This window comes from Kribbella deserti, assembly GCF_042434725.1.
In the GTDB taxonomy this organism is placed as follows: Bacteria; Actinomycetota; Actinomycetes; order Propionibacteriales; family Kribbellaceae; genus Kribbella; species Kribbella deserti.
Map to the genome: position 1 here is coordinate 72,793 of NZ_JBHLTC010000037.1, position 12,406 is coordinate 85,198.

The window sequence follows — 12,406 nt, forward strand, 5'->3', positions numbered from 1 at the left end:
CCGCATGCCACGGATCCTCGTAGTCGACAATTACGACTCCTTCGTCTACAACCTGGTGCAGTACCTCCAGCAGCTCGAGGCGGAGACCACCGTGCTGCGCAACGACGAGGTGACACCCGACGACGCCGCGAAGTACGACGGCGTGCTGCTGTCGCCCGGCCCGGGCACTCCCGAGGAGGCCGGCGCCTGCGTCGACATCGTCCGTGAGTCGGCCGGTCAGGTCCCGATCTTCGGTGTCTGCCTCGGCCTACAGGCGATCGGCGTCGCGTACGGCGGTGTCGTCGGCCGGGCGGACGAACTGCTGCACGGCAAGACCAGCCTGGTGTACCACGAGGGCGCAGGCGTGCTTGCCGGTCTGCCGAGCCCCTTCACCGCCACCCGGTACCACTCGCTCGCGATCGAGCAGGACAGCCTGCCCGCCGTACTGGACGTCACCGGGCGTACCGAGGCGGGCATCATCATGGCCGCGCGGCACCGGGACCTGCCGGTCGAGGGCGTGCAGTTCCACCCGGAGTCCGTGCTGACCGAAGGCGGTCACCGGATGCTGGCCAACTGGCTCACGCAGTGCGGTGACGCCGGCGCGGTCGCTCGCTCCGAGGGCATGGCGCCCGTCGTCAGCTGAACTTCGGCAAAGCGAAAGGGCCGGTTTCCCAGTGGGGAGACCGGCCCTTTTGTCACTCGGGACTACTCGTCGCCGTTGCCGTTACCGCGTCCCCAGCCGTTGCCGCTACCAGGGATGGTGAAGGTCGGACCGGTCGGCGTCGGGTCCGTCGAGGGGTCGTCCTCGGGCTTCTCGGCGACGTAGATCTTGACCTGCGAACCGCGGGTGGCCCGGCCGTCGGCAGGCGTCTGGCTGATCACCTTGCCGGGGTCGACCTCGTCGGACTCCTGCGCCTCGACCACCGGCACGAGACCGGCGTCGCTAATCTTCTTCTCCGCCTGCTCCTGGCTGTCGCCGACCACACTCGGCACGTCGACCTTCACCGCGCCGGTCGAAACCGTCAGGGTGAAGGTGGTGCCGGCCGTGTACTTCTTGTCGGTGCTCGGCGATACGTCGATCACCGTGCCCTTCTTGGCGGCGTCGTCCTTCTCCTCGACCTTGACGGTGAAGTTGGCGCCATCCACCCCTTCGATGGCGGCCTTGGCCTGCTTCTCGGTCATGGAGAGAACGTCGGGTACGGAGTACGTCTCCTTGCCGGCCGAGTAGACCAGGTTGACCGGCGTGTTCCGGTCGGCCATCGTCGTCGGCACCGGGTCCTGCGCCGTCACCTTGCCGGCTGCGATCTCATTGTCGGGCTTCGACTCCTTTGTGCCCACCGTCAGGCCCCTGGCGTTGAGTGCCCTGGTGGCTTCCAGAACGGTCATCCCGATCAGGTTCGGCACCTCCACCTGGGTGGGTTGAGTGCTGCTGGTGGTCGTGGGCGGCGGAGTCACGCTGTTGGTGGTCTGGCCACCAGTGCCGGGGTCGGCCGTGTTGTCGTTGGCGTTCTTGTAGACCAGGTAGCCGCCGATCGCGACCGCCACAATCGCCAGACCGAGCAGGAAGAACGCGAGGCCGCGATTGCGCCGGGCCGCCGCGCTCATCGGGTCGCGGTCGTCGGGCCCGATCAGGTCGGCGTCCGGACGCGGCCCGCCAAGGCCGGTGCCACCGGCGGGTGCCACCATCGTCGCCGGGATCGCGCGGGTCTCGGCCGCGGCCGCCACCGGCGCCATCGGCGCGGTGACCTGCTGGCCGGCCAGCACCCGGTGGATGTCCTGGCGCATCTCGTTCGCGCTCTGGTAGCGGTGCTCGCGGTTCTTGGTCAGGGCCTTCAGCACGACCGCGTCGATCTCCGGCGGAATGTCCGGGTCGAACGACGACGGCGGCAGTGGCTCCTCCCGGACGTGCTGGTAGGCGACCGACACCGGCGACTCACCAACAAACGGCGGTCGCCCGGTGAGCAGTTCGTACAGCAGGCAGCCGGTCGAGTACAGGTCGGAGCGGGCGTCCACGGTCTCACCGCGGGCCTGCTCGGGCGACAGGTACTGCGCGGTGCCGATCACGGCCGCCGTCTGGGTCATCGTGGACGAGGTGTCCGCGATGGCCCGGGCGATACCGAAGTCCATCACCTTGACCTGGCCCTGCGGCGTGATCATCACGTTGCCGGGCTTGATGTCGCGGTGCACGATGCCGGCCCGGTGGCTGTAGTCGAGCGCCTCCAGTACGCCGGAGGTCAGCTCCAGCGCGCGCTCGGGCATGATCTTGCGGCCTTCGCGGATCAGGTCCCGCAACGTCTTGCCCGCGACGTACTCCATCACGATGTAGGGGATCGTGATGCCGGAGCCGTTCGGGTCCGGCTCTTCGCCGGTGTCGTAGACCGAGACGATGGTCGGGTGGTTCAGCGACGCCGCCGACTGTGCCTCGCGCCGGAACCGGGCCTGGAAGGTCGAATCGCTGGCCAGGTCGACACGCAGCCGCTTGATCGCGACCGTTCGGCCCAGCCGGTTGTCGACACCCTTGCGGACGTCGGCCATCCCCCCTCGTCCGAGCGGTTCGCCTTCTTCGTAGCGACCGCCGACGAGACGTGCCTGCGAGTTCATCCTTCTGCCTTCCGGACTGCGGGTATCAGCGAATGGGGGGTGGCCACCGGGGCGGCCACTTCGAGGATCGTCATCAGCGGTTCAGCACCGCTTCCATCACGTCCTTGGCGATCGGCGCCGCGAGCCGGCCACCGGAGATGTCGTCACGGGCGACACCGGCGTCCTCGACCACGACGGCGACCGCGACCTGCGGGTCGTTCGCCGGCGCGTACGAGACGAACCACGCGTACGGCGGGCGGTCCTTCGAGGTCTGCGCCGTACCGGTCTTGCCGGCCACCTCGATGCCGTCGATCTGCGCGGGCTTACCGGTGCCGTTCTTGACCACGTCGACCATCATCCGGTTCAGCTGCTCGGCCACCTCGGGGCTGACCGCCTGGTGCAGCGACTCCGGCTTGGTCTCGGAGATCGTCTTCAGATCGGGCGTGGTGATTTCGCTGACCAGGTAGGGCTTCATCACCTCGCCCTTGTTCGCGATGCCGGCCACCACCATCGCCATCTGCAGCGGCGTGGAGCGAACGTCGAACTGGCCGATCGCGGACTGCGCGACCTGCGGCGCGTTCGGGTCCTCAGGGAAGCGGCTGGCGACCGCGCCGATCTCCGGCAGGTGCCGTTCGCCGAAACCGAACTTCTCCGCCTGCTCGCGCAGCGCCTCCGGGCCGAGCTCCATACCGAGCACGCCGAACGCGGTGTTGCAGGACTCGCGCAGCGCGACCAGGATCGTGGCCCGGTTGCTGCCACCGCAGTTGCGGCCGTTCTGGTTGGGCAGCGTGGCCGTGCTCTGCGGCAGGTTCAGCACCGCGGGCGAGTCGACCTGGCTCTCCGGTGTGTACTTCCCGCTGGACAGCGCCGCCGCGGCCGTGACGAGCTTGAACGTCGAACCCGGCGGGTAGAGCTCGCGCTCCGCCCGGTTCAGCATCGGCTTGTCCTTGTCGGCGTTGAGCCTGTTCCAGGCCGCCTGGACCTTGTCGATGTCGTGACCGGCCAGCAGGTTCGGGTCGTACGACGGCATGGAGACGCTGGCGAGAATCTTGCCCGTCTTTGGGTCGATCGCGACAACCGCGCCCTTCTTGCCCTTCAGGCCCTTGATCGCGGCCGCCTGGGCCCGCGGGTCGATCGTCAGCTTGACCGAGGCGCCCTGCTGGCGCTTCTTGGTGACGACGTCCAGCACGCGGCGGAAGACCAGCGACGGGTCGGTGCCGTTCAGGGCGGCGTTCTGCGACTGCTCGATACCGGATCGCCCGAACACGAACGAGTAGTAGCCGGTCAGGTGCGCGTAGTTGCCGGCGCCGGGATAGGTGCGCAGGTACTCGAACCGGTCGTCGCTGGGCACGCTCGCCGCGATGGCGGTATTGCCGTTGCCGACGGTGATCGGGCCGCGGTTCACCGAGAACTGCGAGTCGGTGACCCGGCGGTTGCCGTTCTTCGCGTTCAGCTCCTCGGCCCGGAAGGCCTGGATGTACGTCGAGTTGGCCATCAGCGCGAGCATCAGAATGATCGCGGCCACGGCCATACGTCGAATTGCCTTGTTCATCGCTGCACCGCCAGGGCGATCGTTTCGTCGGAGACCGGCGCCGCGGGAGTCTGTGGCCGCCGGGCCTGGTCACTGATCCTCAGCAGCAGGGCGACGATCGCCCAGTTCGCCACCAGTGAGGTTCCACCGAGAGACATGAACGGGGTGGTCAGACCGGTCAGCGGGATCAGCCCGGTGACACCGCCGACCACCACGAACACCTGCACGGCGAAGCTCATCGCCAGACCGACGGCGACCAGCTTGCCGAAGATGTCCCGGCAGCCGAGCGCCGTACGCATACCGCGCTCGACAATCAGTGTGTAGACCAGGATCAAGGCGATCAGCCCGGTCAGGCCCAGCTCCTCGGCGAACGAGGACATGATGAAGTCGCTCTGGCTGACCGGGGTCAGGTCGGGCCGTCCCTCGCCGAGGCCGCGGCCCAGGATGCCGCCCCAGCCCTGTCCGTACAGCGCGGTGACCAGCTGGAAACCGCCCTGATCGATGTTGCCGAAGGGGTCCAGCCAGGTGTTCACCCGGACCCGGACGTGGCCGAAGGTCGCGTAGGCGAACCAGCCACCGACGGCGAACATCAGGCCGCCGATCAGGATCCAGCCGATGCGTTCGGTGGAGACGTACAGCAGGGTCAGGAACAGGCCGAAGAACAGCAGCGAGGTGCCGAGGTCCTTCTCGAAGACGAGCACACCGAGGCTGCAGGCCCAGGCGACCAGGATCGGGCCGAGGTCGCGCGCCCGGGGCAGGTCGAGGCCGAGGAACCGGTGACCGGCCAGTGTCAGCACATCCCGCTTCACGACCAGGTAGCCGGCGAAGAAGATGACCAGGCAGATCTTCGCGACCTCACCCGGCTGGAAGGACAGGCCGAACACGCTGACCCAGATCCGCGCGCCCAGGCGCTCGACGCCGAGTCCGGGCGTCAGCGGCATGATCAGCAGGATCAAACCGACGAGCCCGGCGGTGTAGGTGAACGCCTGCAGCCGGCGGTGGTCCCGGACCAGCAGGATGACGCCGAGGAACAACATCACCCCGACCGTGGTCCAGGTGATCTGCTGCGGCGCGGCGGCCGTGCGCTCGATCCCGCGCACGGCGTAGGCCAGGTCGATCCGGTGGATCATCGCCAGGCCGAGGCCGTTGAGCAGTACGGCGCAGGGCAGCAGCACGGGATCGGCGTACGGCGCCTTGTAGCGCAGCACGATATGGGCGACCAGGGCGAGGATGCCGATCCCGGCGGCGTAGTACCCGGTGCTGGCCGGGATCTTGCCCTGCACGGTGATGCCGATGTTGATGTACGCCCCGACGGCGACGGCGACGGCGATGATGAGCAGGAACAACTCCACCCCGCGCCGGGTGCGCGGAATGACCTGGATGACCGAGGTGGACGCGATGCTCATTTCAGGCCACCGCAGTCTTCGGTCGGCAGGCCCGGCGTGATCGTCGGGGTCGGTGTTGTCGGGACCGGCGTGGTCTTGACCGGCGTGGTCGGCTTGCCCGGGGTGACCGGCTTGGTCACCGGCGGCGTCGGCGTCGGCTTGGGGGTCGGCGGCACGGCAGCCTTCGCGCACTCCTCGGCGATGGTCTGCAGTTCCTTGACGATGTTGCGGGCGTCGGTCAGGTCGTCGGCCTGGATGTTCTGCTCGAGGGCGTCCTGGCGGAACCGGGGCAGTTGCTCGACCTGCAGCGACTGCCGCTCGTAGATGTGCGAGAGGTTGATGCCGGGAATGTCCTCGTCGATGCCCTGGAAGATCGCGACGTTGTCGCCGTCGGTGCCGACGTAGTACTGCTGCTGGGTCCAGCCGTAGGCGAACCGCCCGGCGCCGCCGATCAGGGCGAGCACCACGATCACCAGCGCGAGCCGCCGGGCCCAGCGAAACCGCTTCGGCGCCTGCGGGGCGTAACGCAGGTGTTCCAGGTCTTCCTCGGCCGTTCCGCCACCGGCACCGCCTTCGCCGGAGCGCCGTACCTCGATGGTGGGTTCGGGCCGGCCGGTACCGCCCTGGCCGAGCTCGGCCGCGGCGCCGACCAGCTGCGGCGCGGTCTGGCCGCCGCCTTCGGTCACGTCCGCGACGACGCAGGTGACGTTGTCGTTGGATCCGGCCTCGAGCGCGCGGGTGATCAGGTCCACCACGACCGAGTCAGGTGTGCCTTCGGCCATCGAGGTGGCGATGATGTCGTCGGTGACGTAGTCGGGCAGGCCGTCACTGCACAGCAGCAACCGGTCCCCGGCCCGTACGTCGAGGATTTCCAGGTCCGGATCGGAGTCGGGCCGGCCGTCCAGCACGCGCAGGATCAGGTTGCGATGCGGGTGGGTGAAGGCTTCCTCGCGGCTGATCCGGCCCTCGTCGACCAGGGACTGCACGAAGGTGTGGTCGTGGCTGAGCTGGTAGAGCAGACCGTCCCGCATCCGGTAGGCGCGGGAGTCGCCCAGATGCGCGAGGCCGAGCTGCTCGCCGTCGAACATCAGCGCGGTCACGGTCGAGCCCATGCCCTCGCGTTCCGGGTCCTCCTCGACCAGCTCGGACAGCCGCTCGTTGGCCCGGTGCACCGCGCCCGCGAGGGCCTCGATCATGTCCTCGCCGGAGATGCCCGGTTTGTCCAGGCGGCGGATCACCTGCACGGCAGCGGCACTGGCCACCTCACCGGCGGCGGCGCCACCCATGCCGTCGGCCAGCAGCAGCAGGTTCGGACCGGCGTAGGCCGAGTCCTCGTTGTTCCGGCGCACCCGTCCGACATCGGACAGTGCGGCATAGTCGAGCGACAGGGTCATCTGGCCGCCCTACTTCGTGATGTTCAGCGTCGTACGGCCGATGCGGATGGAGCCGCCGATCTCGGCCGGAACGGGCCGGGTCACACGCTGGCCGTCCAGGTAGGTGCCGTTGGTGGAGCCGAGGTCCTCGACCCACCACTCGCCCTCGGACTGGAACAGCCGGGCGTGCCGGGTGGAGGAGTAGTCGTCGTCGAGCCGGATCTGGCAGTCCGAACCGCGGCCGATCACCACCGGCTCGGCGCTCAGGGTGGCGCCCACACCGGCCTGCGGGCCGTCGGCGATCGTCACCTTGCCCGGGGCGCCGCGCTTCTTCTTGGCCGCCTTGAGCGCCTTCGAGGGCTTCGCCGAGGGAACCGGCGCGGCCGGCGCCATCGCGCGGGCGTCGACCTTCGCGCCGAACAGGTCGGAGCGGATCACCGACAGCACGGACAGCACGAACATCCACAGCAGGGCGAGAAAGCCCAGCTTGATCAGGGTGAGAGTGAGTTCCGACATGTTCGCCCGATCACCGCCAATTGCTGGGCGGCTGGGCGATCGGCTCGTCCGCGAGGCGCAACGTCATCTCGGTATTCCCGATCCTCACAGTAGATCCGTCGGTCAGCTCTGCCTCGGCGGTGCGGTGCCCGTTCACCAGCGTTCCATTCGTCGAGCCGAGATCGACCATCACCACCCGGACCCCCTGTGGGCCCTCGGGCATCAGCCGGATCTCCGCGTGCCGCCGGGACACCCCGGGGTCGTTGATCTGGATGTCCGCGTCGGTACCCCGGCCGATCACCACGCCGGGTGGATTGACCGGACGGCGGCGGCCGTTCACCTCCAGCATCACCTGAGGGGTGCCGGTACGTGGTGGGGCCGCGGGAGGTGGAGTTTGCACGGGCACACTCTGCAACACCGTCTGGCCGTCGTTCACCATCGGCTGGGGGCGTTGCGGCCGTTGCGGCGCGGCGACGGTCGCGCTGCGCACCCGGAATTTGCCCGTGGGCAGGTCGTCGTGCTGGGTCAGCTCGATCTCGATCGGCCCGGAGAACGTGTACCGCTGGATGTCGGCGTGCTCGCGGAGTTCATTGGCCAGCTCGTGATTGAGCGTGCGCCCGTAGGCGCTCAGTCGCTCGTGATCACTTCGGCTGAGCTCGACGGTGAAGTGGTTCGGCACCAGGCGCCGGTCCCTGGACAGAATCGTGGCGGTGTTGTCGATCTCGCGTTTGAGCGCGGCCGCCAGTTCGATCGGTTCGACATCACCCTTGAACGCGCGCGCGAAGACGCCGCTGACGATGCCCTCGAGGCGTCGCTCGAAGCGCTGCAGCCCTCGCACGGGTCCTCCTTCACGGTCCGATCGCCGGTTGGCTCAACGATCCTGCCTGCCGCACGGCGCCTCCGAGAGGCTCGCCGTACGCTGTCCGCCGATGCCCGGCGGCCATACACATACGACGATCGATCGTATCGGGATGTTCGACCCAACCCGCAATGTCAGACTTCCGGTTGACCCGTGCTAACCTTTCGTCTCGGTTGGGGATGAGCGGTCTACCGCTCAGGTACGACCAGCGCGCGAGTGGCGGAATGGCAGACGCGCACGGTTCAGGTCCGTGTGCCCGAAAGGGCGTGGGGGTTCAACTCCCCCCTCGCGCACAGCATCTGCGAAAGACAAGAGCGGTTCCAGTCTCTGGAACCGCTCTTTCTGTTCCCTATGACGCAGCTCACTCCCGCCCGGCCAGTCGCCCAAGCCCGGATCCACCGATGCGGCCAGATTCGCCACCGGGCTCTCGCGGGGTTGGCCGGATGGTCGGGCCGCGCGGCCCGCTATCCCACGGTCGGACGCGAAATGCGGTGATCGAGATGGCCGGCTGCCGGGATTTCGTACGGCTACCTGACTGCAACCGGGTAGCGGCCCAACAGCCCGGCAGCGGCCACACCGCAACCCGGCACCGGCGCGACTACCTGGCATCCGGCAACCACCTCGAGCCTGTAGGGCCAGTTGTCGCGGTGCCCTGCGGGTGGCCAGCCATTGGGCTGTTGGGTTACCACCCCGCACTCCGAGGTGGTAACCCACCTCGGCAGTGGCCAGCCACCCTTTCGCCCAGGCCTTCTCGCCGATCGACGCGGTCGTCCGGTCCTAAACGCGTCCCGTGCGGCGGATCGCGGAAGTGATTGCAGGGGTCGACAGGTGAAATGGGGGGGCGACTCGTCGAATCTCGGACGCCAACCCCCCAACTCGCCGGTCCACCCCCGCGATCACTCGGCGTTTGCCGGAAGGAGGCGCCGAGTCATGGACCCGGTTCCTCGAACTGCCCCGACATCGCACCACAACTATGGGTAAGTCGCACATCTACGAGAGGTGCTTGGGCTGGTGCGGATTGGGTCCTCGACTGAGCGAGTGCGGGCCTCAGTCCAGCTGGGTGGAGCGGCCGAGGTAGGTCACGACTACGGCGTTCGGTACGGCGATCTCGCGGAAGCCGAGCCGGTCGTAGAAGGCCCGCGCCTCGGTATTGGCCGACACCATGCAGAGGTGGATTGCGTCGACCCCGCCGGCCGCGAGGGCGGTGAACAGGGTGTCGATCAAGGCCCGGCCCCAACCGGCGCGCTGGTACTCCGGCAGCAGGTCGATGTGCAGATGCGCCGGGTAGTCCGCCAGCTCCGGCACCACCATTCGCTCCGGATCGTGCAGCAGGCTCACCATGAAACCGGACGGCGTACCGGCCTCGTGGCCTTCCGGATACCGTGAGACGACCGTGGGCAGCCACTCGTCGCGGAAGCGCTTCGCGAACCGGGGCGTGTCCGCACAGCCCAGCACGTAGCCGACCGCACGGCCGGCATCGTCGTCCAGGACGAAGGCCAGCTCCGGCTCCAGCTCGACGTACGGCCAGGCGAAGATGCTCGGCATCAGGTCGAGATCGGGATAGAGCGAGCGCGAGTCGCCCCCGCCATCCGCCGTCCGGACGCAGATGTCACCGACGGCCGCGCGATCGGCTGGGCGATAAGGGCGGATGAACGGCATGAGCGAACTCCTTGGCAGCGGTTGAGAGCGCTCCCAAAGAGTAGCGCCGCCAAAACCCGGTGTCGTCGGCTTATCGATCGTGATACCACCCGGGCATGACGGAACTACGGATGACGGCGATCGACCCGGCTTCGGCGCCGGAGGCCTCGGGTGGGTACGCGCAGGGCGTCGCGGTGGACGGAGCGCAGCGGCTGCTGTTCATCAGCGGGCAGATCCCCGTCGACCGCGACGGGACGGTCCCGGACGGCTTCGAGGCGCAGGCGCGGCAGGTCTGGGCGAACCTGCTAGCCGTCCTCGAGGACGCGGGTCTAGGCGTGGCGAACCTGGTGAAGGTCACCACTTTCCTGTCCGCCCGGGAGCACGCCGCGGTCAATTCGGCCGTACGGCGTGAGGTGCTCGGAGCACATCGCCCGGCGCTGACCGTCGTGCTGGCCGGGATCTTCGCCGAGGAGTGGCTCCTGGAGATCGAGGCCATCGCCGCGGGCTAGCGCCGGGCACGGAACGCGTTAGGCGAGCCAGTCGTTGCCCGGCGTCATTCTTCCCCCGTGTGCTGTGGGCGGCGCGCTCGCGCGGCGCTGCCGGTGGCGCGGAGCGCGGGTGTGACCCGGCCGCGATGGCGTCCCTGCCGGCTGAGCGACTGAGCGGCCCCGCGCGGCGTACCGCGATGCGGGGTGGTGCGGGAGTTCGCGATCAGCCAGCCGGTGAGGACGGCGAGACCGATCACGGTGATGCTTACGACCACGGTGGTGCCCATTTCTCTCCTCGTCGTTGGCAGGGGACGGCTGCCGGGTTACACGACAAGGACGGCCGGAATCCCCCTTCATGACGCCGATTCCCAAAGATCACCCCAACCAGCCCAGATCGGCTGGTCGCGTGCTGGGTCAGCGCCGCCGTGATGGCTTCCCCGGCCAGTAGGTTGAAACATGGCCAAGCGAGGTCCGGGCGAACCGGCTAGTGAGTTCGACGACCGACTCCGGGTTTTGACCGCGCTCGCGGACAAGCACCTCCCGCCGCTCGCTGCGGCCGACTTTCTCGCCAGCCTGCGTCCCGCGCTCCGGTTGGAGCACGCGCGCGAAGGTCAGGAGGTCGTGGCACGACTCGGGGGATTGCCGGCTACCGCGGTCGCTTCCTGGCCGGCCTGGGACGAATACGGCCCGCTCGCCCACGTCCTCAGCTTCAGGTGCGGCCCAGTGTCCATGATGCTGCCCGAGCTGGGCCTTCCGGCCGACGGCGAGCTGGCCTTCTTCTACCTCGACCAACGGCCCGACTTCTTCCAGGACGCTGTCGTTGGTACCTGGGACGCGTCGACCCGACCCGGATTCCGGGTGCTCCACCTCCTCCCGGGCGGCATCTCCGCGACACCACCCGGCCTCGTTCCGCTTCCAGCGGTTGAGCTGGCCGCGATCCGGACGCTGACCTGGCCGTCGTACGACGCGCCGGCGGCTGAGGCGGTCTGGGGGAAGCACGGCCTGAGTGGTCCACGCGAGGGGATGCCGGCGCCAGCTGTCGACGCGCTCTACGAAGCCCTTGAGGAGTTGTCGGCCGGTGGAGGTGACGTGCATCAGATCGGTGGACATCCGCACCCTCAGCAGAACCCGGTCGAGTACGAGGCCGAGGAACTGCGGCACGGCCTTCTGGATGAGCCGTTCGACGCGAGTGATCCGGAAGTACAAGCGGCGGCAGTCAGTTGGCAACTGCTTCTGCAAGTGGCTTCGGATGACGACGCCGACATGATGTGGGGCGATGCGGGCCAGTTGTACTACCTGGTCCAGGACGCACAGCAGCCGGAAGAAGCGCTCTTCACCTGGCAATGCGGCTGACCTCAAGCACTTCCGGCTGAAGGCCCCAGACGGCGAACAACTAGGCCGAGGACCCGTTCGGCCGGGACGAAGCCGACCTGGCGGGAGTCGTAGCTGTGCGGTCGGTTGTCGCCGACAACGAGTAGGTGTCCGGGCGGGACGACGGCGCCGGCGGGCACTCGGCCGGCCGAGTCCGGCGGTACGGCGTCGCCCGGTAGAGCCGTCACGCGTTTGACGATCCAGCGGCGGCTCATCTCGCCGCGCGCGAGTGGTGGGGTCTGCCAGGGAGGTGGCTCCAACGCGCCGTCGGCGGTTTCGCCCACCACGAGGCCGGCGGGATAAGGCGCCTCCAGTACGACGATGTCCCCGGCGCGCAGTGGTCTCGGCTGACGCCAGGCGAGCAGCCGGTCGCCGTCGGCCAAGGCCGGTTCCATGCTCTTGCCCGTCACGGTCACCGCGGTCAGGCGCCGGCTCGCCGCGACCAGTCCGAGCGCGACCACGCCGGCCGCCACTACCCCAACCTTCAGCATTCCCCCACCCTAAGTGCGGCCCGAACGGCATCGCCGCGGACTCACCCGCATGGGGCTGCGGGCGATTCCCGCAAGCGGTCCGCAGGAGCATTCAACCGGTTGAACGCTAAAGCCGTGCAAAGAATCACCGCAAGAGGTTTGCCCGACCTGAATTACCTCTCGCGTAGGCATCGTGGTGACCTGTATTGGCAACTATTCGACTGTGGTCGAAGACAT

12 protein-coding genes and 1 tRNA gene are annotated in these 12,406 nt (G+C 68.4%); 4 read left to right on the top strand and 9 right to left on the bottom strand.

The features are described 5' to 3' along the window. Positions 1-4: 4 nt before the first annotated feature. On the top strand, positions 5-622 hold the full coding sequence (locus tag ACFFGN_RS28690) for an aminodeoxychorismate/anthranilate synthase component II (RefSeq protein ID WP_380053624.1): 618 nt from the start codon (positions 5-7) through the stop codon (positions 620-622). 62 nt (positions 623-684) lie between these two features. On the opposite strand, the gene pknB is transcribed toward ACFFGN_RS28690, so the two are convergent. The 6 genes from pknB to ACFFGN_RS28720 form a co-directional block, all read right to left on the bottom strand. Beyond that, positions 685-2,580 carry a Stk1 family PASTA domain-containing Ser/Thr kinase gene (gene pknB / locus ACFFGN_RS28695; RefSeq protein ID WP_380053627.1) on the bottom strand — a complete coding sequence of 632 codons (1,896 nt, stop codon included), beginning with the start codon at positions 2,578-2,580 and terminating at the stop codon, positions 685-687. 73 nt (positions 2,581-2,653) lie between these two features. Further along, positions 2,654-4,111 (bottom strand): peptidoglycan D,D-transpeptidase FtsI family protein, encoded by a 1,458-nt coding sequence (locus ACFFGN_RS28700; RefSeq protein ID WP_380053630.1) that lies wholly within the window; start codon positions 4,109-4,111, stop codon positions 2,654-2,656. Further along, positions 4,108-5,496: an FtsW/RodA/SpoVE family cell cycle protein gene (locus ACFFGN_RS28705; RefSeq protein ID WP_380053633.1), complete on the bottom strand. Its 1,389-nt coding sequence runs from the start codon at positions 5,494-5,496 to the stop codon at positions 4,108-4,110. Before ACFFGN_RS28705 ends, ACFFGN_RS28700 begins: the two co-directional genes overlap by 4 nt. Continuing rightward, on the bottom strand, positions 5,493-6,869 hold the full coding sequence (locus ACFFGN_RS28710) for a PP2C family protein-serine/threonine phosphatase (protein WP_380053636.1): 1,377 nt from the start codon (positions 6,867-6,869) through the stop codon (positions 5,493-5,495). The genes ACFFGN_RS28705 and ACFFGN_RS28710 overlap by 4 nt, the downstream gene beginning before the upstream one ends. 9 nt (positions 6,870-6,878) lie before the next feature. After that, a complete protein-coding gene (locus ACFFGN_RS28715; protein WP_380053640.1) occupies positions 6,879-7,364 on the bottom strand; it encodes an FHA domain-containing protein FhaB/FipA in 486 nt (161 codons plus the stop codon). Between the two features lie 10 nt (positions 7,365-7,374). Next, complete coding sequence (locus ACFFGN_RS28720) at positions 7,375-8,181, bottom strand: FHA domain-containing protein (protein ID WP_380053644.1); 807 nt, start codon at positions 8,179-8,181, stop codon at positions 7,375-7,377. Positions 8,182-8,412: 231 nt separating this feature from the next. Here ACFFGN_RS28720 and ACFFGN_RS28725 point away from each other — a divergent pair. Beyond that, positions 8,413-8,495 (top strand) — tRNA-Leu (locus ACFFGN_RS28725). Between the two features lie 754 nt (positions 8,496-9,249). Here the strand turns inward: ACFFGN_RS28725 and ACFFGN_RS28730 are convergent. Further along, entirely contained in the window at positions 9,250-9,861 is a 612-nt protein-coding gene (locus ACFFGN_RS28730) for a GNAT family N-acetyltransferase (protein WP_380053647.1), read from the bottom strand. Between the two features lie 95 nt (positions 9,862-9,956). Between ACFFGN_RS28730 and ACFFGN_RS28735 the strand changes: the two genes are divergently transcribed. Next, entirely contained in the window at positions 9,957-10,349 is a 393-nt protein-coding gene (locus ACFFGN_RS28735) for a RidA family protein (protein ID WP_380053654.1), read from the top strand. A 44-nt stretch (positions 10,350-10,393) separates the two neighbouring features. Here the strand turns inward: ACFFGN_RS28735 and ACFFGN_RS28740 are convergent, their stop codons facing one another. Next, on the bottom strand, positions 10,394-10,615 hold the full coding sequence (locus ACFFGN_RS28740; protein ID WP_380053657.1) for a hypothetical protein: 222 nt from the start codon (positions 10,613-10,615) through the stop codon (positions 10,394-10,396). Between the two features lie 169 nt (positions 10,616-10,784). Here ACFFGN_RS28740 and ACFFGN_RS28745 point away from each other — a divergent pair, with 169 nt between their 5' ends. After that, entirely contained in the window at positions 10,785-11,681 is an 897-nt protein-coding gene (locus ACFFGN_RS28745; protein ID WP_380053659.1) for a DUF1963 domain-containing protein, read from the top strand. 2 nt (positions 11,682-11,683) lie between these two features. Here ACFFGN_RS28745 and ACFFGN_RS28750 read toward each other — a convergent pair whose 3' ends face one another. Beyond that, positions 11,684-12,190 (bottom strand): S26 family signal peptidase, encoded by a 507-nt coding sequence (locus ACFFGN_RS28750; protein WP_380053662.1) that lies wholly within the window; start codon positions 12,188-12,190, stop codon positions 11,684-11,686. Positions 12,191-12,406 lie beyond the last annotated feature (216 nt).